The organism is Streptomyces pristinaespiralis (genome assembly GCF_001278075.1).
Taxonomy (GTDB): Bacteria; Actinomycetota; Actinomycetes; order Streptomycetales; family Streptomycetaceae; genus Streptomyces; species Streptomyces pristinaespiralis.
The window spans coordinates 7,332,091-7,353,577 of record NZ_CP011340.1; the positions used below are offsets into that span (position 1 = coordinate 7,332,091).

Sequence of the window (21,487 nt, forward strand, 5' to 3'; positions counted from 1 at the left end):
CGTGCCCGTATGACGAACGAGCCCTCGCCGCCGGGACGGTCCGGGCGCCGGCCCCGCCTGACGCGCCGCGGTCGGCTGGTGCTGGTGGCGGGCGCCGTGGTGGTGACGGCCGCAGCGGTCCTCGTGCCGCTGCTGACCGCCGAGCCGGAGAAGCAGCACCGCCCCCCGCCGCCTTTGCAGCAGAAGCTCGTCATCCCGGAGGGCTGGCGCGCCACCCAGGTGTACGCCGCGGTCGACAAGGCGCTCGAGGCCCCGCCGGGTACCACCGGGAAGACCGCCGCCACCGCGAAGCTGAAGCTCCCGGCCGACGCCCGGGGCAACCCGGAGGGCTACCTCTTCCCGGCCACGTATCCCTACGACACCACCAGCACCCCGGCCGGCCTGCTCAGTTTCATGGTCAACACCTCCGCCCAGCGCTTCAGCAGCCGGCGCATCGCCGATGGGATCGCCCGCAACCGCCTGACTTTCCATCAGGCGGTGAACATCGCCAGCATCGTGCAGGCCGAGGCCGACACCGCCGAGGACATGGGCAAGGTCGCCCGCGTCATCCACAACCGGCTCGCCCAGGGCATGCCGCTCCAGATGGACTCGACCATCAACTACGCGCTGGGCCGCAGCACCGTGGACACCACGACCGCGGACACCCGGCTGCGCAGCCCGTACAACACCTATGAGAACCAGGGCCTGCCGCCCTCACCCATCGACAACCCGGGGGAGGAGGCGATGCACGCGGCGGTCTCGCCGCCGCCGGGGGACTGGCTCTACTTCGTGACGGTGGAACCGGGCGACACCCGCTTCACCAGCAGCTACGAGGAACATCAGCTGCACGTGGCGGAGTTCAACGCCGCACGGGCGAAGGCCCGTGCCACGGGCGACTGAGACGCCGGCACGGATGGGCGGTCACACGGGTGCCGGTTCCTTCTCGAGCAGCCGGGTGATCTCCCGTACGGCGGCCCGTCCGGCGCGGTTCGCACCGATCGTCGAGGCCGAGGGGCCGTAGCCGACGAGGTGCACGCGGGCGTCGCGCGCCGCCCGGGTGCCGTCCACCCGGATGCCGCCGCCCGGCTCACGCAGGCGCAGCGGCGCGAGATGGTCGATCGCCGCCCGGAAGCCGGTCGCCCACAGGATCACATCGGCCTCGACGCTCCGGCCGTCGTCCCAGGCGACCCCGGACGGTGTGATCCGGTCGAACATCGGCAACCGGTCGAGCACCCCGGTCCGGCGGGCCTCCCGGACCGCGTCGGTCAGCGGCAGGCCGGTCACCGAGACGACGCTCCTCGGCGGAAGTCCGCGCCGTACGCGTTCCTCGACCAGCGCGACCGCCGCCCGCCCGGCGTCCTCGTCGAACGGACCCTCCCGGAAGACCGGGGGCCGTCGTGTCACCCAGGTCGTCCCTGCCGCCACCTCGGCCAGCTCCATCAGATGCTGGGTCCCGGACGCTCCGCCGCCGACCACGATCACCCGCTTGCCCGCGAACTCGTCCGGGCCGCGATAGTCCGCGGTGTGCAGCTGCCGGCCGCGGAAGGTCTCCTGTCCCGGGTAGCGCGGCCAGAACGGGCGGTCCCAGGTCCCGGTCGCGTTGATCAGCGCCCGCGTCGACCAGACCCCCTCGGAACTCTCCACCGACAGCCGTCCGCCGTCCCCTTCACGGACGGCCGCGACCCCGACGGGCCGGTGCACACCCAGGCCGAAACGCCGTTCGTAGTCGGCGAAGTACGCGCCGATCACCTCCGCGGAGGGCCGTTCGTCGTCCGCGCCGGTCAGTTCCATGCCGGGCAGGGCGTGCATGCCGTGCACCTTGCCGTAGGTGAGCGAGGGCCAGCGGAACTGCCAGGCGCCGCCGGGCCGCGGGGCGTGGTCGAGCACCACGAAGTCCCGGTCCGGCAGCAGGCCCGCGCGCCGCAGGTGGTACGCGGCGGACAGGCCGGCCTGCCCCGCGCCGACGACCACCACGTCCACTTCCCGAGCTCCCAAGTCGTTCACGTTTCTACCAACAGGGCGGGCGGCACGGATCTTCCCGCGGGGCCCCACCGGCCGCGGGACGAGAGGATGGGGTCATGCCCGGAACCTTCACCACCACGACCCTGTCCATCAGCACCGGCTCCGACGAGGCGGTCACCGACCTGACCACGGAGTGCGAGCGCTTCCTCAGCGAGAACGCGAACGGTGCCGACGGCCTGCTCAACATCTTCGTCCCGCACGCGACCGCCGGTATCGCCGTCATCGAGACCGGGGCGGGCAGCGACGACGACCTGCTGGCCACGCTGCACACCCTGCTCCCGGCCGACGACCGCTGGCAGCACCGGCACGGGAGCCGCGGCCACGGCAGGGACCATGTGCTGCCCGCACTGGTCCCGCCCCATGCGACGCTGCCCGTGATCGGCGGCCGGCTGGAGCTCGGCACCTGGCAGTCCGTGTGCCTGGTCGACACCAACAAGGACAACCCGGACCGCCGGGTCAGGTTGAGCTTCCTGGGCTGACGGGGCCGGCCACGCTCGACCCCGGCCGCACGCGGACGCCCCCGGGGAGCGGTCCACCGGGGGCGTCGGAGCCAGGGCGGCGCGGCGGCCGCGCGTCGGTCAGCGTGGTATCAGACGACGGCCGGACCTCGCCGACTTCACCAGCTCCGCGACCGTGGCCAGCTTGACCCGCGGCCGGCCTTCACGCCGGCCTCGGGCGACCTCGGCCCGCTCGATCGCCGCCAGCCCGGACGCGTCCACGACCTGGCGGTTGCGGCTGCGGACCAGCCGCTGGAACGCCTTCGCCGGACGGGCGGGCGCCGGCAGCGTGCCGTCGACGGCGTCGGAGAGGAGCGTGCCGACCGTCTCGGCGGCACACGTGCGGTTCGCGCCGATGCCGCCGGAGGGCCCGCGCTTGATCCAGCCCACGACGTACGTCCCCGGCATCCCCGTCACGCGGCCGTTCTCGTGCGGCACGGTGCCGGTGGCCTCGTCGAACGGCAGGCCGGCGATCGGTGCTCCCCGGTAGCCGACGGCCCGCATCAGCATGCCGGCGGGTATCTCGCGCGCTTCCGGTGTGCCCGTGGTGCGCACGGCGCGCGCGGCGCGCACGGAGTCCTCGCCGAGGATCTCCGACGGTGCGGAGTGGAAACGGAACACGATGCGCCGCCCCGGGGCGGGCGGGAGGGACCAGTCCACCGCGCGGCGGGTGACGTCCTTCAGATCGGCGGCCTTGTCCTTGGGGCCGGCACCGGTGATGCCCGCACCGATCCGTGGATCGTGGTCGTCCACGACCAGTTCCACGCCGGGCAGGTGCTTGAGGGCGAGCAGTTCCGACCTGGTGTACGCCGCGTCCGAGGGGCCGCGGCGGCCGAGGAGCACCACCTCGCGCACCTTCCCGGCGCGCAGGGCGGCCAGCGCGTGGTCGGCGATGTCGGTGCCGGCCAGCGTCTCCGGATCACTGACCAGGATCCGGGCGACGTCGAGGGCGACGTTGCCGTTGCCGACCACGATCACGCGCTCGGCCGACAGGTCCACGGCGTCCGCCGCGACCTCGGGGTGGGCGTTGTACCAGGCGACGAACGCCGTCGCGGAGATGCTGCCGGGCAGGTCCTCTCCCGGGATGCCGAGGCGGCGGTCGTACGACGCACCGACCGCGTAGATCACCGCGTCGTGGTGTGCGGCGAGCTCCTCCGCCGTGACGTCCTTGCCGACTTCGACGCCCAGGTGCATCCGCACCCGCGGATGCGTGTGGAACCGCCCGAAGGCGTCACCGGCCTTCTTGGTCGCCGGATGGTCCGGTGCCACGCCGTAGCGCACGAGACCGCCGGCCACCGGCAACCGGTCGACCAGCGTCACCTCGGCGCCGGTGTGCAGCAGCAGGTCCTGCGCCGCGTACATGCCGGCCGGGCCGGTGCCGACGATCGCGACCCGGATCGGCGCGAAGTCGGCCGGCAGGACCCGCTTGAACTCCGGCGCTCCCCAGACGTGGAAGTTCGGGCTGTCGCCCGCCGGTTGCGGCACCTGGTCCTCGAAGTAGGCCGCGTTGATCGCGGCGTACTCCTGCTGCGACCCGGACAGGCTGTCGACGGGGAAGATCGCGTCCACCGGGCAGGCGTCCGCGCAGGCGCCGCAGTCGATGCAGGATCTCGGGTCGATGTACAGCATCTCCGTGCTGCCGAAGGCCCGTTCCTCCGGGGTGGGGTGGATGCAGTTGACCGGGCACACGGCGACGCAGGTGGCGTCGCTGCAGCAGGTCTGCGTGATGGCATAGGTCATGTCGTCAACTCGGCTCGGCTCGGCTCAGGTTCGGTCGGGTCGTCGGGTCGGGTCGCGGCCTGGGGTCAGATCAGGTTGGCGCGCTTGTAGAAGAACAGGGCCGGACCGGTGAGCAGACCGGCCGAGGCCAGGAACTCCATGAGGCCCGAACAGCTCGACCGCATCATGGACTTGTGGTGCTCGTTGGCCTTGGCCTCGTCGACAGCGCGCCGCTCGTCGAGTCCGGCGTTCGCGTAGACGCTCCTGTTCACCATGCTGGTGACGATGACGTAGGACGCGACAGCGACGACGAAGGCGTTGATCTGCCGCCGGATCCGGCCCGCTCCCCGGAGGCGCCTACGCGTCTCGTCACGGGCGAACTTCATGTGCCGGGACTCCTCGACGACATGGATGTTGTTGATCGTCCTGACGAACGGCACAACCCGCTCGTCGCGCATCCAGTCGCGCTGCATGACGTCGAGAACCTCTTCCGCGACGAGGATCGCGGCGTACGCCGCCTCGCCGAAGGCGACGGTCTTGAAGACGCGGCCGAGTTCGACCGCGAGGCGGTGCGGCCGGTACGCGGGGGCCCCGAGCTTCTGGGCGCCGCGGGCGAACATGATCGAGTGCCGGCACTCCTCGGCGATCTCGGTGAGCGCCCACTGGAACCTGGCGTCGGTCGGGTCCTTCGCGTAGATGTCACGGAGGACCATCTGCTGAAGGATCATCTCGAACCAGATGCCGGTGCTGGCGACGGACGCGGCTTCCTGCCGCGTCAGCTCCTTGCGCTGGGCGTCCGTCAGTTCGTTCCAGTACGCGGTGCCGTAGAGGGTGCTCCACTCGGGGCTGGCGCCGTGGAAGTCCTTGTCCAGCGGCGTCTCCCAGTCCACCTCTGTGGCGGGGTCGTACGCGAGCACGGCGGCCGAGTCGAGCAACCGCCGGGCGACGTCCTGCTCGTGGGGCCGTTCCTGCGACTTGGGCCGGAGGGTGCTGCTGGACATGGTGCGGCTCCTCGCAACGAGTGGTGTGATGTTCCTTGTTCCGCTGTCGGGGCCGGCGGACGCCGGCGGCCGTCCTCGCCGCCGGGGATACCGCCGCAGCTTGTTAGACGCGACGTCTAGCAAGCTGTTAGACGGACCGTATAGCAAGAGCGGGCGCGGGCCTACCCCTCAGTACGAAATCGATGAGAGGTCCTGCCGGACGTCGCCGGCGTGAGCTGCGGTCAGTGCCGGAAATCAGGCGAAGTGCCGTGAAAAACAAGGGGGCGGGACGGCCGTACCGCGCCGCCCCGCCCCACGTGCCCGAAGGACTCAGTAGTTCTGCCACTCGTTGAGCGTGTACTCCAGCACCACCGGGTCCATCAGCGTGCTCGCCCGGACGTCCAGAGGACGGCGGTCCAGCGGGAAGACGGCGGCGGCCTCGAGGACGGCGTCGTCCAGGAACCGCAGGGGCGGCGCCTGTTCGGCCAGGCGCAGGGCCGGCGGCGGGCCGTCGGTGCCGGGGGTGGCCAGGATGAAGCCCCAGTTGCCGAAGCTCGGTACGTCCACCTGGTACTCGGTGGTGCGGTAGCCGGCCTCGCCGATCGTCGCGGCGATGGACCAGTACGACTTCGGGGCGAAGAACGGGGACCCGCCCTGCACCATGACCTGGCTCCCGGGCTTCAGGACCTGCTTGAGCAGGTGGTAGAACTCCACCGAGTACAGCTTGGCGAGCGCCGCGCTGTCGGGGTCGGGGAAGTCGATGACGACCGTGTCGAAGCGCCGTGTGGCGTCCCGCAGCCAGTTGAAGGCATCGGCGTTGACGGCCGTGACCCGGCGGTCGCTCAGCGCGTCCCGGTTCAGCTCACGCAGCGGCCCGAAGGTGCGGGCGAGCCTGGTCATCGCCGGGTCGAGGTCGACCAGCGTGACGTCCTCGACGTCGTCGTAGCGCAGGACCTCGCGCAGGGCGAGCGCGTCGCCGCCGCCGAGGATCAGCACCGAGGACCGCCTGCCCGACAGCGCCGGGTGGACGAGGGCCTCGTGGTAGCGGTACTCGTCGACGGAGGAGAACTGCAGATCGCCGTTGAGGAACAGCCGCATGTCGGGGTCCCCGGTGAAGGCGGTGGACCGGGTGACGACTATGTCCTGGTAGGGCGTGGTCTCGGCGTGCACGATCGGGTCGCGGTACAGCTGCTGCCGTGCGGTCACCTCGATGTCGTCGGCCAGCGCGTACACCGTGCCCAGCACGGCGAGGACGGCCGCCATGCCGGCCAGCAGCGACACGCGTACGACACGGCGGGTCTTGCGGCGGAAGATCCACAGGACGACGACGACTCCGGCCACGGCATTGACGGCGCCCACCACCAGCGCGCCCTTGAGCTGCCCGAACGCGGGAAGCAGCAGAAGCGGGAAGCACAGCCCGCCGACCAGCGCCCCGATGTAGTCGACGGCGAACATGTCGGCGACGGCGCTGCCCGCCTCCTGCCGTCTGATCCGCTGGAGCAGCGTCATCAGCAGCGGGATCTCGGCCCCGATGAGGAGGCCGACGGCGAACGTGACCACCACCATCGACGGCATGTAGATCCGCAGCCAGGCGAACGACACGTAAAGGACGAGCACCGAGAGCCCGCCGACGAGCGCGAGCACTCCTTCCACCAGGGCGAAGGCGCCGACGGCCCGCCGTTGCAGCGGCTTGGCCGCCAGCGAGCCGATGCCCATGGCGAAGACCATGACGGAGATGACCACGGAGGTCTGCATCACGGAGTTGCCGATGAGGTAACTGCCCAGCGCCGTCAGGGCCAGTTCGTACACCAGGCCGCAGGCCGCGCAGAGGAACACCGCGAACAGCAGCAGGAAGCGCGCCCCCCGCGAGTAGGCGGTCGGCGGGTTCTCCGTGGCGGGTTTTGGGGCGGTGGTCCCTCCGGCGGTCGGGGCCGACGCTGCCCGGTCGGAGGCCGAGCCTTCCGGGGCTTTGCCGCCCACGGTCGCCTCGCCCGCGGTCGCCCCACCCGCGGGCGCCTCGTCCGCAGCCGTGTCGTCCGAAGTGGTGGCGCCCATCGTCCGGTTCAGGAGACCGCGGCGCCGACCATGAAGGCCGTGCCGATGTACATCGCGGCCTGGACCCAGGCGGCGGGGTGGGGGCGGTCACCGTTGTCGTCGAGCACGGCGTGACCCAGCCGGCCGGGGGTGAGCAGACCCACGACGACGGCGATGAACGTCATCACGACGACGCCGGACAGCCCGTACAGCAGAGTGCTGAGGAGCCCCAGGCCGAGGCCCTGCTCGGACTCGCTCGCCCGGATGGACTGGTCGATGACGAGGCCGATGGCGATCGTCTGGCCGGCGAGGAGCACCGCCGCGCCGCGGTTGCGCTCGGTCCACACCACATGGACGAGTTTGCCGGGGGTCACCAGGTCGAGGGCTATGAAGCCGACGGCCATGACGATGAAGCCGACCAGACCGTAGAGCAGGGCGACGCCTGCCGACTCGAAGATCTCTGCCACGGGTATGCCTTTCGGGGACGTCGTCGAGGGGTGCGGGTGGGTGCGCGACCGGAGTCGGAACTAGGCGCGGCGGGCGGTCACTTGCCGGATCCGGGGCCGCCGCCACGGAACTCGTTGCTGTCCGGGTCCGGCCAGACGGACCGGATGTTGGACTTCCAGCGTCGGTAGCCGGTGCGGTAGTCGTCGATCTCTATCCGGCTGCCGCTCTGGTGCGGGACGATCGAGACGATGTCGTCCCGGTAGCGCAGGAAGACCTTGCCGGAGTCGTCGATACGGTCACGGGCCGAGGTGTGCCCGTCGATCTCCTTCGCGACCTTGGACGTGGTGTCACTGGTGTCGACATAACCCAGGCCGCTGCTGGTGTACTGCTGGCGTATCCAGGTGGACGGTACGTCGTTGCCGTCGTCCGGTTCACTGGAGCAGGCGGTGAGCGCGATCGTGGCGAGCATCGTCACGCTGATGAGTCGGGCTGTCTTCATCGGGCCTCCAGCCGGGTAAATGTCGCCACGATCTGGCGGCTCTGCGGGTAGGTGTGCCAAGTGCGCCAGCCCAGACCGGTGCCGAGCCGCTCGACGGTCAGCGCGGTGACCGCCTCGGGGGAGCCGGGGAAGATGCCGTGCAGCGACTCGGCGGCGTCGTCGGACCGCTTGCGGATCCGGTGCACCTCTTCGCTGAACCCGGCGGCGGTGAAGTGCCGGACGCGGGCGGTGAAGCGGTAGTGCCACTCGTCGAACTCGTGCACCTCGGACCCGGGCAGCCCCCCGGCGACGCCCGGCAGGCAGGCCACGGTCTCCCGGACCGGCCCGGCGAAGACCTGGTGGGACGCGCCGAGGAGCCGGAGCTGGACGTCGAGGCCGCCGACGGTGAGGTCGCGTACGGCGAGAGCCTCGCGTGCGGGCCGGCCGAGGGTGAAGGAGAGCTGGTCCGCGTCCGTGTCCAGATACGGGGTCGTCAGTTCTATACCGCTCACGTGTTCCTGCCCCGACGGGGGCCGGCGACTGCCGGGGCGGGGCGTTGTGTCCGCGCGGCGGCCCGGGCGGGGAGGGCGGACACGGGTCCGGCGCCGAGGGCGGCGAGGTCGGGCTTCAACGGTGTTCCCCACGACTTCGGGACGGGCAGTGAGCGCGCTGAGTATGGCACAGCGTCACGGCGCCGCTTTCAGGGGGAACCCACCCGGACTTCCCAGGGATCGGCTGCGCGCGGTTCGGCGTCGTCAGCCGCGTTGCGGGCCTTGTTCATCACCCGGGCGGGGGACGGTGATGGCGAGGAGGGCGGTGTCGTCGTCCACTCCGGTGCCGAGGTTGTCGAGGAGGTCCCTCAGCGCCGCGATGGTGGCCGTGGCCGTCGTCGGGGCCAGGGACCGGGCGAGGTCCAGGAGTGCCTCGTCGCCGTAGCGTTCGCCGGCCATGGTGGTCCGGGCCTCGGTGAGGCCGTCGGTGTAGAGCAGCAGCGTGTCGCCGGGGCCCAGGTGGAGGGTGGCGGTGGCGATGTCGGCGTCGGGAAGGACACCGATCAGCTGCCCGCCGGGGGTGTGCACGTAGTCGACGCCGGCGTCGGCGCGCATCAGCAGCGCGGGCGGGTGCCCGCCGCTGGCGAGGGTGATGTCGAAGCCGCCGCGGTCGGCGGGGGTGAGCAGGCCGAAGACGACGGTGCAGAAGTTCGGGTCATCGGCCTGGTACTCGTGGTTCAGCACGGTGTTGAGGTTGTCGAGCACGGCGGCCGGGTCGGGGTGGTAGACGGCGGCGGCCCGCAGGGTGTAGCGGGCCAGCGAGGTGATGGCCGCCGCAGTGGCACCCTTGCCGCGCACATCGCCGAGGAACAGTCCCCACGTGCCCGCGCTCAGGGGGAACAGGTCGTAGAAGTCGCCGCCGACCTCGTCGACCGAGGCGATGTGGTAGTGCGCGGCGACATCCAGGCCGGGGACGTTCTCCAGCGCGGGCGGCAGCAGCGTCCGCTGGAGTGTGGTGGCCAGGCGCTGGAGGCGTTCCCGTTCCCGGTCTGCTTCCTGCCGGGCGCGGAGCAGTTCCGTCTCGTACGCGCGGCGGTCACGGGCGTCGAAGACGGTGGTGCGGATCAGCAGGGGCCGGCCGTCGCTGTCCCTCTTGACGGCGGAGGTGACCAGGACCGGCAGCCGGCCGCCGTCGGCGGCCTTCAGCTCCAGCGCGATACCACTGACCTCTCCCTGGAGTCGCAGGAGCGGCGCGAAGTGGGTCTCGTGGTAGAGCTTCCCGCCGACGGTGAGCAGGTCGGCGAACCGCTTGCGGCCCACCAGGTCCTCGCGCCGGTGACCGAGCCAGTCCAGCAGGGTGCGGTTGATCTTGGCGATCCGCCCGTCGAGGAGGGTGGAGAGGTAGCCGCACGGCGCGTTCTCGTACAGGTCCTCCGCGCTGTCCTCGAGCAGCGCGGAGACCTGGCTGCCGCTCGCCACGCCGCCGGGGTCCGGGTCCAAGGGGCCGTCGGATGCGCGGCCGGGGACGTCCCCGGACGTCACCGGCCCGCCCGGGCGGCGAAGGAGGCGATCGCCGCTGCGGTCGCCTCGGGCGCGCTGAGCTGCGGGCAGTGCCCGGTCGCGTCGAGGGTGACCAGCTCGCTCCCGTCGATCTGCGCGTGCACGAACGCCCCCACCTCGCGGGGGGCGATCGCGTCCTCGGCGCTCTGCGCGATCAGCGTCGGGACACGCACCTCGGCGAAATCGTCCCGGTTGTCGGACAGGAACGTGGCGCGGGCGAAGACGCGGGCGATCCTGGGGTCGGTGCGGCAGAAGCTGTTGGTCAGCTCCTCACCCAGTTCCGGGCGGTCCGGGTTGCCCATGATCACCGACGCCATCGCCGCCGACCAGCCCAGATAGTTCGAGTCCAGGGACTCCAGCAGCTCGTCGATGTCCTCGGCGCTGAAGCCGCCCCGGTAGCCGGTCGCGGGATCGTCGATGTAGCAGGGCGACGGGGTGAGCAGGACCAGCCCGGAGAAGCGTTCCGGTTCGCGCACCGCTGCCAGTACGCCGACCGTCGCACTGACCGAGTGTCCGACGAAGACCACGGGGCCGGGATCCAGCTCGTGGCAGATCTCCAGCACGTCATCGGCGTAGCCGTCGAGCGCCGCGTACCGCTCCTCGTTCCATGCCGACAGATCGGACAGGCCGGCCCCCACGTGGTCGAAGAGCACGACCCGGAAGTCGCGTTCCAGCGTCGGGACGACCAGGCGCCACAGGTTCTGGTCGCACCCGAACCCGTGCGCCAGCATCACCACCGGACCGTCGGTCCTCCCGGTCTCGGTGACACGGTTCCTGTTCCGTACATCCATACGGACATCTTCGCATCAAAGCGGCGAACATCTGAATATCGCCATATATCGGACTCGCCTCGCGTGGTATCGGGCCGTGGCCACGGGACACGGCGCACCTCGGCGGGACCGCGCTGGTCGCAGTCCTGGTCGCAGTCCTGGGCGAGCGGCGGTGAGGAGTGGCTGCAACCAGTGGCCGATACGGTCCGGAGGCGTGACCAGCGCCTTTCGCAACAGCCCTAGGGCGCCGCCGTGCCGCCGGGGACGCGTCCGTCCGGCAGGAAGAGCACCGAATTGATGTACCGGCCGTCCCTCGGGATCAGGGCCCTGCGCAGCAGGCCCCGGTGCACCAGGTGCTCCGTCCTGGACTGGTGGCCGGCCAGGTCGAAGTCGGCCAGCGGCATCCACGAGCGGGCGGCCAGGACCCAGCCCCGGTAGCCCTGGCCGGTCAGCAGGGCGACCACCGGGGCGATGGGGCGGATACGGGTCTCGAGCTCGACGAGGAGCGCCGGGCGGTCCCTCCGGAGCAGGCCGGAAGCCCCGAGCAGCGCCGCCAGTTCCTCGCCGTCCACGTCCACCTTCACGAAGCGCACGCCGTGCAGCCCGAGGCTGTCGACCGTGACCGTCCGCACGTCCACGCTGTGTGAGTGGATCTCCCGGCGGGCGAGCGAGGAGACCCCCCGGTCCCCGCGGTCGCCCGCCGGCAGCCACAGCCGGGCGGTGCCCTCACGGTCCCCGGCGGCCGCCTGTACGACGCGGGCGTTGCCGGGCAGCGTCGACCGGAGGTGCCGGGCCAGGTGGGGCACGGGTTCCAGGGTCACGACCCGCTCGCAGCGGGCGGCGAGCCGGCGGGACCAGGGGCCGTACCAGCCGCCGATGTCGATCGCCGTGCCTCCTCGCGGGCAGAAGTCGGCCAGCCGACTCAGTTCCGGTTCGAAGCGCGGATACAGGGCGCAGGCCGCGGAGCCGACCCAGCGGGTGGGCAGGCGGGAGGCGACCGCTGCCGCAAGCGTGGTCACTCGGCGGCCGCCCGCAGGTACGTGGCGTGGTCGTCCTCCGTGACCCTGCTCCCCGAGGACGGAAGCAGCTGCGGGATGCCGTCCACGATGGGGTAACTGAGCTGGAGCCTCGGGTTGTAGAGGATGTTCTGTTCGCTGAGCAGCGTCAGCGGGCCCTTGTCGAGCGGGCAGGCGAGGATGCGCAGCAGCGGGTCGTCGGCGTCCATGGCACCTTCCTTGGGTTCGGGTGATCGGATCCGGTCGGTCCGGTCGGTCCGGTCGAGTGCGGCAGCCCTTACGTGCGCGGGGCCGGATCGTGGCGCGGGAGCGCGAGCAGCACGGACAGCGCCAGCGCCGTACCGGCCACGCGCAGAGTCAGCAGGAGCGGATCCTCCGGCAGCCGCTCCCCGAACGTGATCGTCCCGAGCACCGCCGTGAACAGGCACGTCACCGTCGTGCAGACGGGCACGATGAGGGAGGCGCGGCAACGCTGCAGCGCCGTCTGCGACATGACGAGACCGGCCGCCGCGGTGAACATCAGCAGGTACGGGTAGGGCGAGGTGAACAGCGAGTGGGCCGCGTCGGTGACGTCGGCCGTGGTCAGGCGACTCGACGCGCCCTTGATCGCCAGCGAGCTGACCCCGTACAGCAGGCCCACGGCCACGCCGTAGCCGATGCCGTTGGTCGGCAGCCGGTGGCGCTTGCGGGAGCGCTGCTCGACCCGGCCGTAGAGCCACACGCCCGCGGCGAGTGTCGGCACGCTCACCAGCAGCACCAGCGTCCACGGAGCTCCGCCGCTCACCGTGTCCTCGTCCTCGCGGACGGAGGCGACGACCATCAGGAGCGCCACGAGCACCGCGCCGAGGGCGTAGCGCTCGCGGCCCGACGGCTGCTCGCCGAGCACCGCCGACGACAGCAGCAGGAGCAGCACGAGGCCCGACACGAAGATGCCCTGCGCGGCCGCGATCGGCAGCGCCCGGTAGACGATCAGCTGGGCCGCGAACCCGGCGGCCAGCGCCAGCGATCCGGCGATCCACGCCGGACTGGTCAGCAGCACCAGGACGACGTGCACGGGCCTGCCGGCGGAGAGCGCCGGGAGCCGGCCGAGGGCTCTCTTCTCCAGTACGAAACCCACGCTGTACAGCAGGTTGGCCACCAGCGCCGCGCCCACGCCCCACCACACGGCCGCTACCCCCGCCGGGCGTGCGCGAGGAGGACGGACGCCGCACCGGGCACCGCGCACGCCGCCCGGTCCAGCAGCCGCAGCCCGCGCGGCACCCCGTGGAACGGCGCGCCCGTGATCCGCACGTCGTGGAATCCGGCGGCCGTGAGGTACGAGCGCAGGGCACGGGCCGTGTACAGCCGCAGGTGGCCCACCACCTGCGAGCCGGGCCGGCCGTGGATCCCGCGCAGGCTCACCTCGGAGAACACGGGCTGCACCCCGGCCAGCAGCAGGGCGCGGTTGTACCAGGCCGCGAGGTTCGGCGTGGAGAGCATCAGATGGCCGCCCGGCCGCAGGATCCGACGCAGTTCGTCCAGTGCGTGGTCCGGGTCGACCAGATGCTCGATGACCTCGCTGAACAGCACCGCGTCCGCGCACCCGTCGGCGAGCGGCAGCCCGCAGTCGAGTTCGCCGCGCACCACGTTCCCGAGGTGCGGGCGGGCGCGGCGCAGCGCGTCGTGCGACCAGTCGACGCCGACGAGCCGGTGGCCGCGGAGGAACGGCGCCGCAGCCCGCGCCGCGCTGCCGTCGCCGCATCCCACGTCGACGACGAGCTGCCCCGGCGACGTGCCGAGGGCCTCGGCCAGCAGCCGTGCCTGGCGTCTGCTGCGGGCGTCGCCCGAGGCGACCGGGACGGCCGGATCCTCGTAGAAGTCCCGCAGGGCCGGTGAGCCGGTGCCGGTCACAGGGCCTCCATCGCCGTCAGATGGTGGACGAACAGTTCGCGCAGCCGTACGCCGTCGTCGTCGCAGAGCAGGGAACGCGACCACCGCAGCACCAGATGGAGCCGGCCATCCGTGGAGGCGGTGGTGACGGTGAGCCCGCGCGGCATCCTGGCCGGCGCGGAGAACCACACGGCGAAGGCCCGCCCGGCGTCGCCGAAGTCCAGCGGGTACGGGATGCGGCCGATGTTGCTCAGCAGCGTCGTCGAGGTCCACGGCGCGGCCAGCAGCCGCAGGCCGCGGGTGAGCCCCGCCCGCGCCGCGACCGGCAGGACGGGGAGTGTCAACAGGCCTGCTCCGTGGCCCAGTTGAGGCCGTGGCTCGGCCTTGAGGGCGCGGGTCCGTTCCGCGGTGCGGCGCAGCAGCAGCGCGAGGTCGAAGCCGTCGGTCCCTGTGGCCGTCTCTGTGGCCGTGAAGCCGACCTCGACCAGACGGGTGCCGTTGCCGATGGGCATCTCGGGTCCCCGGCTGCGGTCGTCAACGGGCATGGTGATGCGCAGCGGCCGGCGCGGCGCGCCGTGCGCCCGGTTCCAGCCGGCGACGGTCAGGGCGGTGGCCACCATCAGCTGGTCGTTGACGGTGTAGGAAGCTCCCGCTTCCCGCCGGGGCACGGGCAGTTCGGTGACGAGCATCGCGTTGCCCGGCACCGGCCCCGGGGTGCCTGCCGCGACCCGCGCGGGTCTGCCGGGCAGGGTCGGGCCGCCCGCCCGGTGCGGCCGTCCGGCGGGTGCCGGCCGGGCCGGCGGGGGCAGGGCGGGGGCCGGCGCACCGCTGTAGATCTCCGCCGCCGTGGCCGCCAGCCGCAGGCACGCGGGGCCGTCGAGAGCCGTGTGGTTGAGCGTGAACACCAGCACGCAGCCGTCTCTGCCGGGCTCCTCGACGACCTCGAGCCGCAGCGGCGGCGAGGACGTCAGGGGCGGCGCCTCGGCGAGGGCGCGGTCCCGTGCCCGGGCGAGGGCGCCCGCCGCGCGCGGCGGGAACGTCACCACCTCCGTGTCGGGCCGGCGCGTCAGCTCCCACTCGTAGCGCCGTGCGAGCGGCCCGCGGGCCCGCTCCCGCATCAGTGCGCGCGGATACCGGCACAGGGCCTCGCCGAAAGCGGAGCGCAGCCGGTCCGGTTCGATGGCGCCGGGGAGATGGATCTCGATGTGCACCGTGTTGGGTTCCGTGTCCTGCGCGCAGTGCCGTGCGACCTCGTCGACGACCGGGAACGGCACCCGCGGCAGGTCCGGGTACGCCGCGTCGGGGGATGTGGGGCGTTCGACCGTCGCCATCAGAGACTCCTTCCGGGGTGGTGGGGCGGCGGTCCGCCGCTGCCGGACGCCGGGGGCGCCGGTGCACCGGGCGGCCGGGGCGGACGAGGTTCCGGTGTGCCGGAACCGGGTGGGCGGCCTGCGTCGGGGACCGTCGCCCGCGGGGCGGCCGGTCCGCCGTACCGGTGGGCGCCGGTGGGGCCGCCATGTTCCCGCCCGACGCTCACCAGAGCCGCGAACAGGGCTGTCAGGGCGAGGAGTTGAGCCGCCGGTCCGTACGCGCCCCGGTCCGGTGAGAGCCCGTCACCCGCGCCCAGCACGGCCACCGCGCCGGCTCCGGCCATCGCCGTGAACGCGAGCGGTACGAGCAACACCGGTCGCAGCCGTGCCACGACCGCCAGCACGGGCACCACCACCGCCACCGGGCCGGCGACCACCACGGCCACCAGGGTCAGGGCCACCGTGCCGAGCAGCGGCCCGGGCGCGGGAGGCGCCGCCGCGGTGTGCTCCGCGGCCCGGCCGCGTCGCCCGAGGAGCGCGAGGCACACCAGCACGGCGAGCAGCAGCCCCGCGCCGGCGAGCCCGGCGCGGTACATCCACGACGGTTCGTACTCGAGCTCCACCGTGCCGCCCTGCCCCGCGGGGATAAGCCAGCCCTGCTGCCAGCCGTCGATCCGCAGCGGGGTCAGCTCCTCACCGTCCAGCGTGGCCTTCCAGCCGGGGTTGTGGTTCTCGTGGAGCTGGAGGTACGAGGCGTCTCCCGGCCCGACCCGCACGGACCGGTGGTCACCCGTGCCTTCCCGGACCTCCAGGGCCCGTTCCGGCCCGGCGGACGCCGGCGTACCGGTCGTGAGCGTGACGCCGGTGACGGCGAGGGGGCCCGCGTCCCCGGCCTCGACCGTGTGGGTCCGTTCGTCGAGGTCCACCCGGCTCCCGTCCGTGCAGAGCGAGACGTCGACGGGCCGGCGCCCGGTCAGGTCCCGTACCCGGCCTTCGGCGCGGGTCTCGAGGAACTGCCCGTCGACGGAGAGGACCGGCCCCTTGCCGCACGGCAGCGTGAACGTCTTGTCCGGGTCCGGCTGTGGTGCGCGGAACTCCTTCAGGGCCGGGATGTGGATCTCGCTCAGGCCGACCGGAAGCTGCAACTGGTCGTCGGCGACCGGGTTGTGCAGCGTCAGCGGCGCGGTCCGCGAGACGGTGATGTCCATCCGGTCGGTGGTGATGGGCGGGAACCGGGCCATGCCGTTCTCGTCCACGGCGGCGACGGCGGTCCCGTCGGGCGAGCTGATCTGCACCTGTTCGGGCCGGGTGGAGAGCCCGCCGGCCGCCGCGAAGACGATCTCGCCGACCGAGGTCTTCTTCGGCCAGGACAGATGGAGCACCGGACGCTCACCGGCGATCCAGGCCGTGGTGAGGTCGCCGTCCGTGAGGTTGCGGGGGCTGAGGTTCGTTCCCAGGGCCGCCGTCGAGTCGGCGCTCGTGACGATCTTGTCGCGCTGACCGGTCAGTTCGAACAGCAGCTTGTCCAGCGCTTCGCCCGGCACGGGCAGTGCGGTGGCACGGACGGTGTACGCGCCGGAGCGGGCCGCGGTGAACTGCCGGTGCAGCCCCACCTCGGCGGCCACCGCGGACAGTCCGCCCGGGTCGCTGCCGCGCTGGAGCGAGTAGACGACGGAGCCGCCGGTCTCCTTCGGGGCGTCCTCGGGAAGCCGGAGCATGCGCGTGACCTGGACGCTGGGCACGGTGATCTCGGCGAACCCGGCCCCCGTCAGCCCGGGGCGCCCCTGCTGGGACTCAAGGACGGTGACCTTCAGCCAGGACGCGGCCCCTTCCGGGGCGTCGACCTGCTGGACGGAGCCGTCGGGCCGGAGGGCACTCGTACGGCTGCCGAGGTCGGTCTCGACACGGACGGCCGTCGGCGCGGCGCGGACGTTGCCGCTTGGCAGCGGGGTCAGCCGGAGCGTGGCCGGCACGGTCGTCGGCCCGTTGAAGTCGATCCTGACCCATTCGCCCTCCGGTGAGCCGGGCGAGCCCTCCGCCCAGCCGGTGGCGGGGTTGCCGTCGAAGGCGTTGACCGGGTCGTACTGCGGCAGGTGGAAGAGCCAGTTCCCCGCGGACGACGCGCTCACGGAGGCGGCGCCCCGGAGCACGGCGGTGGTCTGGTGCCCAGGGCTCGTCAGGGGCAGGATCTGCCGCGGCTCGGCACCGGGGTCCTGCACCGCCTCGGCGGCGTTGCGTTCCTCGCGGGTGTAGGTGTGGGACGTGTTCGAGTTGACCAGCCCGAAGCGGGTGTCGGCGCGGCGCATCCCGTCCCCCGCCGCGTACAGCGACGGCCGGTCCACGCCCGGGAGTTCGTCGCCGGCGAGAACGGCCGGCCGGCCGTCGAGCCGCCCGCCCGCGGACAGCGGCAGCAGGGACTCCGGACCGCCGCTGACGACGGCCGCCGCCGACGCCGGCGTCAGCCGGGCCTTGCCGGGGCGAGCGGTGCCGGCCGGGGGTTCGTAGATCTCCACGGCCCGCTGGCGGGGGAACAGCCCCTCGACCTGGACCGGTGTGTCCTCGGCGATCCGCCCGCCGGTCAGCACGGGGCCGAAGCCGGCGACGCGCCTGTAACCGGACGCCTCCAGGGTCCGTTTCACCGTGGTGGTCGGGACGTGGCCCAGCTGGCGGGGGTCGAGGTCGTTGCGCACCACGACGTGGTGCAGCCCGGCCCGCCGCAGAAAGGCGCTCAGGCCCGGTACCTCGCCTCCGGTGGTGAGCGCCTGCTCGACGGCGTCCATCGCACGGCGGTTGCCCGGTGTGCCGAAGGGCACGTAGTCCCGCTGCGCCCACGGTGAGCGCGCGAGGACGTCCAGCGGCTGGTCGATGGGAGAGCCCCAGGTGTAGATGCCGTGCGCGGTCGCCGGCACGACGAGGGCCCGGTCCTGGGCCGCGTTGTCCGCCAGCCAGTCGGCGGTCGTCTCCCAGTACGCGGGCAGCCGCTGGAACGAACCGGGCTGGAGGATCGAGCCGTTGACATACGGCCAGCACAGGCCCGGCAGTACGAGAAGGGCCGCCGCCGGGACGAGGCGCCGCCCGCGCAGCCTCGGCACGAGGGAGACGACGGCGGTCAGGTGCGTCAGGCCCAGGGCCAGCGCCAGCGCGGCTCCCGTCTGGAACTTGTAGACGTTGCGGAACGGCACCAGCGGGCCGTCGAGCCAGTCCCGCACGGTCCCGTGGAAGGGGCCGCCCAGCGCCCCGCCGTACCCGGCCAGCGTGACGAGGCAGACGGTGAGCACGGTCACCACCAGCCAGCGGCGTTCGGGCAGATCCCGCCGGGCGAGACCGGCGAGCCCCAGTGCGGCGGCGAGCGCGGAGCACATGACGACAAGGGCCGAGGTGACGACGGTCCAGCCGGCCGGGAGCCACGCCTCGCCGAAGTTGAGATAGCCCACCCAGTTCCCCGCGCCGCGCAGCACCTCGGTCGCCGACATCGTGGCGGTGGTGGTCTGCGAGGACTCCACGTACGGCATGAAGTTCTCGCCGTACACGCCGAGGAGCAGCAGCGGAACGATCCACCAGGCGGTGGCGAGGACCACCGAGGGGGTCCACCAGGCGATGAGCGCCCGCTTGCGCGGACCGCCGGGCCGGCACAGCAGGTAGAACCCGACGGGCAGCAGAGAGGCAAGTGTCGACGCGGCGTTCACGCCGCCCATCAGGGGGATCAGCAGCGCGGAACGGGCTGCGGCGATCCGGGGCGCGGTGTGCGGGTTCGTCAGCGGCAGCAGCACCCACGGCAGCATCGCGCCGGGCAGCGCGGCCGCGGAGGTCGAGCCGACGACGATCGTGTACGTGGGCCACAGGGCGTAGACGGCCGCGCCGAGGAGCCTGCTGCCCGGCGAGCCGGCACCCAGCCGCTCCGCCAGCCGCAGCGCCCCCCAGAAGGCCGTGGTGACCACGATCGAGAGCCACAGCCGCTCCGCGAGCCAGACGGGCAACTGGACCAGATCCGCCAGCGCGTGGAACGGCAGCATGGGGACGGCGTAGCCGATGTACTGGTCGGCGATGCCGCCGAAGCCGGACCGGTCGTGCCACAGACCGCTCAGGTCGCTGAGGAACTGCCACGGGTCGGCGACCACGCCGAGCTTCGTCTCGAACGTCATCCGGCCCGGCGACACCGCCAGGAAGGCCACGAACACCGCCGCCCAGAAGCCCACCAGCCAACGGCGCGACCGGGGTTCCGGCGACCGGCCGGAGGGCGGACCGCCGGCCGCGGGACGGGCGGGCGGTCGTGTGTGGACAGCGCTGGTCATGAACACCGCCGGAGAATGAGGAGGAGGTTCCAGGTGGCGAACTCACGCAGGCCCGGCACACGCGGGACGAGCTCGGGGAGGACCGGCCAGTACCGCGAGCGCGCGCAGACGAGGTCCACATCGCCGCGGCCCCTGACATGGCGCAGTGTCGGGCCGACACCGATCGCGAAGAGGTTCTCGCCGAGCCGGTGCTTCGCGGCCCGCCCGCTGCGGCGCTCGAACCGGGCACGGGCCCGCTCCGCGCCCAGATAGTGCCAGGGCGCCCACTCGTGACCGCCCCACGGCGAGAGCCAGTTGGTGAACGACACGTAGATCAGTCCGCCGGGCCGGGTGACGCGGACCATCTCGCTCAGGAAGGTCCGCGGGTCGGCGACGTGTTCCAGCACGTTCGACGAGAAGCAGACGTCGGCCGCGCCCTCGGCGAGGGGGAGGAGGTATCCGTCGGCGACGACCGTTCCCTCGCCCGGAGAGGCCGCCAGTTCGGTGACGTCCGGTTCGAAGAGGTAGCCGTGTGCGCCGCGCCGTCTGAACTCACGGGTGAAGTGACCGCTGCCGCCGCCGATGTCGACGACGACCCGGCCGTCCAGCTTCATGTACCGCTCCACCTGGTCGGCCGCGTCGCGGGCGAGCAGCCCGTAGGCACGGGCGGGGTCGGCCTGTTCGCGCATGAACGCCCGGAAGAGCGTGAGGGAACGCCGGAACGAAGGGTCCTTCACGTCCGCGCGCCGTTCGTGGTGGCGGGTGTCCCGCTCCGTGGAACGGGTGAGCGGCCCACCGCTTCCTCGGCCACGGCCTCGAAATGCCGCACCGTGCTGCTCCAGCGGAAGGCGGCGGCGCGCTCGGCGGCGGCCTTCCCCATGTCCTCGCGCCGGTCGCAGTCGAGGGCCAGCGTGCACCACGCCGCGGCGAACGACGACTCGCCGCGGCACAGCAGGCCCGTGACGCCGTCCTGGACCGAATCGCGCAGGCCGGGTACGTCGAAGCCCAGGGTGGGGGTGCCCCGTGCCCCGGCCTCCGTCACCACAAGGCCCCAGCCCTCGACGGCCGCGGGATGCAGCAGCAGCCACGACTCGCAGAGCAGGCGGTGCTTCTCCTCCTCCGGCACATGGCCGGTGAACTCGACGCCCTCACCGGCGAGTCGCTCCAGACGGGCCCGCTCCGGCCCGTCGCCGACGACGACGAGCCGGCCACCGGTGACCGGCCGGACCCGTTCCCACAGGCGCAGCAGCAGATCGACGCGCTTGTAGTCGACCAGCCGGCCCAGCGCGAGGAACATCGGCGTCCGCGAGCGCGGGCTGCGCGCGGCCGGTTCGTCGACGCCGTTGTGCACGACCCGGATCCGGCGGTCGGGCACGCCGATCGCGCGCAGGGCGCCGGCCGTGGACGGAGAGACGGCCACCATGAGGTTGCCGCGGTGCGCGCGGGCGAGCGCCCAGTGTTCGAGCAGCCGTCCGGCACGGGCCACGGGCGGCGGGAAGCGCATGTCCCAGAGCTCGGTGTGGACGTGGTTGACCAGGCAGACGGTGGGACCGCGGTGCCAGAGGGGGGCCAGGTACGGCATGCCGTTGCACACCTCGACCAGCAGATCGCACGCGCCGACCTGCCGGGCGAACGCGGACCGTGCGCCGGCGTAGTGCCCGAGCCGGCCGCCGGCCGACACCACCCGGTACGAGCGGTGCACGGCGGGCCCGCCGCACAGCAGGGTGATCCGGTGGCCCCGCGCGGTGAGGCCCTGCGCGAGCTGGTCCACGAGCAGTTCGGAGCCGCCGGCGGCGGAGTTGCCGAGGTCACGGTGGGCGAGGAAGACGATGTGCCGGGGGCTTCCGGACAACTCCGGGAGCACGGCCTGGCGTTGGTGCGGGCGGGCCGGCGGCTGCTGCCGCGCCTCGAGCAGTGGGGGAGGTACGTGCTGGGGCATGGGTGCTCCAACTCGTTTCGGGGTGCGGAGGGGAATGGGGGGGTGGCGGTGCCGGGTCGGGGACGGTGGGGGGTGACCGGGGGGCCGTGCTGTGGTGGGGACAGC

19 protein-coding genes are annotated in these 21,487 nt (G+C 72.7%); 2 read left to right on the forward strand and 17 right to left on the reverse strand.

Going from position 1 to position 21,487, the window contains the following annotated elements; genetic code table 11:
- The first annotated feature begins 9 nt into the window (after positions 1 to 9).
- Complete coding sequence (gene mltG, locus SPRI_RS31555) at positions 10 to 879, forward strand: endolytic transglycosylase MltG (protein ID WP_053557554.1); 870 nt, start codon at positions 10 to 12, stop codon at positions 877 to 879.
- A gap of 21 nt (positions 880 to 900) precedes the next feature.
- Here the strand turns inward: mltG and SPRI_RS31560 are convergent, their stop codons facing one another.
- On the reverse strand, positions 901 to 1,983 hold the full coding sequence (locus SPRI_RS31560) for an NAD(P)-binding domain-containing protein (protein WP_053557555.1): 1,083 nt from the start codon (positions 1,981 to 1,983) through the stop codon (positions 901 to 903).
- Between the two features lie 74 nt (positions 1,984 to 2,057).
- Between SPRI_RS31560 and SPRI_RS31565 the strand changes: the two genes are divergently transcribed.
- On the forward strand, positions 2,058 to 2,480 hold the full coding sequence (locus SPRI_RS31565) for a secondary thiamine-phosphate synthase enzyme YjbQ (RefSeq protein WP_005320430.1): 423 nt from the start codon (positions 2,058 to 2,060) through the stop codon (positions 2,478 to 2,480).
- 99 nt (positions 2,481 to 2,579) lie between these two features.
- Here the strand turns inward: SPRI_RS31565 and SPRI_RS31570 are convergent, their stop codons facing one another.
- The 16 genes from SPRI_RS31570 to SPRI_RS31645 all read right to left on the reverse strand — a co-directional run bounded on the left by SPRI_RS31570 (position 2,580) and on the right by SPRI_RS31645 (position 21,382).
- Positions 2,580 to 4,238 carry an FAD-dependent oxidoreductase gene (locus SPRI_RS31570; protein WP_053557556.1) on the reverse strand — a complete coding sequence of 553 codons (1,659 nt, stop codon included), beginning with the start codon at positions 4,236 to 4,238 and terminating at the stop codon, positions 2,580 to 2,582.
- Between the two features lie 65 nt (positions 4,239 to 4,303).
- Positions 4,304 to 5,218 (reverse strand): AurF N-oxygenase family protein, encoded by a 915-nt coding sequence (locus tag SPRI_RS31575; protein WP_005320436.1) that lies wholly within the window; start codon positions 5,216 to 5,218, stop codon positions 4,304 to 4,306.
- A 309-nt stretch (positions 5,219 to 5,527) separates the two neighbouring features.
- Positions 5,528 to 7,252 (reverse strand): polyamine aminopropyltransferase, encoded by a 1,725-nt coding sequence (locus SPRI_RS31580; protein WP_234020449.1) that lies wholly within the window; start codon positions 7,250 to 7,252, stop codon positions 5,528 to 5,530.
- Positions 7,253 to 7,260: 8 nt separating this feature from the next.
- Positions 7,261 to 7,698: a DUF350 domain-containing protein gene (locus SPRI_RS31585; RefSeq protein ID WP_005320439.1), complete on the reverse strand. Its 438-nt coding sequence runs from the start codon at positions 7,696 to 7,698 to the stop codon at positions 7,261 to 7,263.
- A gap of 77 nt (positions 7,699 to 7,775) precedes the next feature.
- Positions 7,776 to 8,177: a DUF4247 domain-containing protein gene (locus SPRI_RS31590; protein ID WP_005320441.1), complete on the reverse strand. Its 402-nt coding sequence runs from the start codon at positions 8,175 to 8,177 to the stop codon at positions 7,776 to 7,778.
- The gene (locus tag SPRI_RS31595) at positions 8,174 to 8,668 is read right to left on the reverse strand and encodes a DUF2617 family protein (protein ID WP_005320442.1); all 495 of its coding nucleotides are present in this window, start codon (positions 8,666 to 8,668) and stop codon (positions 8,174 to 8,176) included. Before SPRI_RS31595 ends, SPRI_RS31590 begins: the two co-directional genes overlap by 4 nt.
- A 243-nt stretch (positions 8,669 to 8,911) precedes the next feature.
- Positions 8,912 to 10,147, reverse strand: coding sequence for a PP2C family protein-serine/threonine phosphatase (locus tag SPRI_RS31600; protein WP_050791766.1), 1,236 nt, complete (start codon positions 10,145 to 10,147; stop codon positions 8,912 to 8,914).
- A gap of 38 nt (positions 10,148 to 10,185) precedes the next feature.
- On the reverse strand, positions 10,186 to 10,998 hold the full coding sequence (locus SPRI_RS31605; RefSeq protein WP_005320444.1) for an alpha/beta fold hydrolase: 813 nt from the start codon (positions 10,996 to 10,998) through the stop codon (positions 10,186 to 10,188).
- Positions 10,999 to 11,216: 218 nt separating this feature from the next.
- Positions 11,217 to 11,996 (reverse strand): FkbM family methyltransferase, encoded by a 780-nt coding sequence (locus SPRI_RS31610; protein ID WP_053557557.1) that lies wholly within the window; start codon positions 11,994 to 11,996, stop codon positions 11,217 to 11,219.
- On the reverse strand, positions 11,993 to 12,202 hold the full coding sequence (locus SPRI_RS31615) for a Trm112 family protein (RefSeq protein WP_005320454.1): 210 nt from the start codon (positions 12,200 to 12,202) through the stop codon (positions 11,993 to 11,995). Before SPRI_RS31615 ends, SPRI_RS31610 begins: the two co-directional genes overlap by 4 nt.
- A 68-nt stretch (positions 12,203 to 12,270) precedes the next feature.
- The gene (locus tag SPRI_RS31620) at positions 12,271 to 13,158 is read right to left on the reverse strand and encodes a hypothetical protein (RefSeq protein ID WP_005320455.1); all 888 of its coding nucleotides are present in this window, start codon (positions 13,156 to 13,158) and stop codon (positions 12,271 to 12,273) included.
- 5 nt (positions 13,159 to 13,163) lie between these two features.
- Positions 13,164 to 13,883 carry a class I SAM-dependent methyltransferase gene (locus SPRI_RS31625; RefSeq protein WP_005320456.1) on the reverse strand — a complete coding sequence of 240 codons (720 nt, stop codon included), beginning with the start codon at positions 13,881 to 13,883 and terminating at the stop codon, positions 13,164 to 13,166.
- Positions 13,880 to 15,193 (reverse strand): condensation protein, encoded by a 1,314-nt coding sequence (locus SPRI_RS31630; protein ID WP_053557558.1) that lies wholly within the window; start codon positions 15,191 to 15,193, stop codon positions 13,880 to 13,882. The genes SPRI_RS31625 and SPRI_RS31630 overlap by 4 nt, the downstream gene beginning before the upstream one ends.
- The gene (locus SPRI_RS31635; RefSeq protein ID WP_053557559.1) at positions 15,193 to 19,464 is read right to left on the reverse strand and encodes an alpha-(1->3)-arabinofuranosyltransferase domain-containing protein; all 4,272 of its coding nucleotides are present in this window, start codon (positions 19,462 to 19,464) and stop codon (positions 15,193 to 15,195) included. The genes SPRI_RS31630 and SPRI_RS31635 overlap by 1 nt, the downstream gene beginning before the upstream one ends.
- Entirely contained in the window at positions 19,461 to 20,180 is a 720-nt protein-coding gene (locus tag SPRI_RS31640; RefSeq protein WP_053557560.1) for a class I SAM-dependent methyltransferase, read from the reverse strand. The genes SPRI_RS31635 and SPRI_RS31640 overlap by 4 nt, the downstream gene beginning before the upstream one ends.
- The gene (locus tag SPRI_RS31645) at positions 20,177 to 21,382 is read right to left on the reverse strand and encodes a glycosyltransferase family 4 protein (protein ID WP_005320463.1); all 1,206 of its coding nucleotides are present in this window, start codon (positions 21,380 to 21,382) and stop codon (positions 20,177 to 20,179) included. The genes SPRI_RS31640 and SPRI_RS31645 overlap by 4 nt, the downstream gene beginning before the upstream one ends.
- Positions 21,383 to 21,487 lie beyond the last annotated feature (105 nt).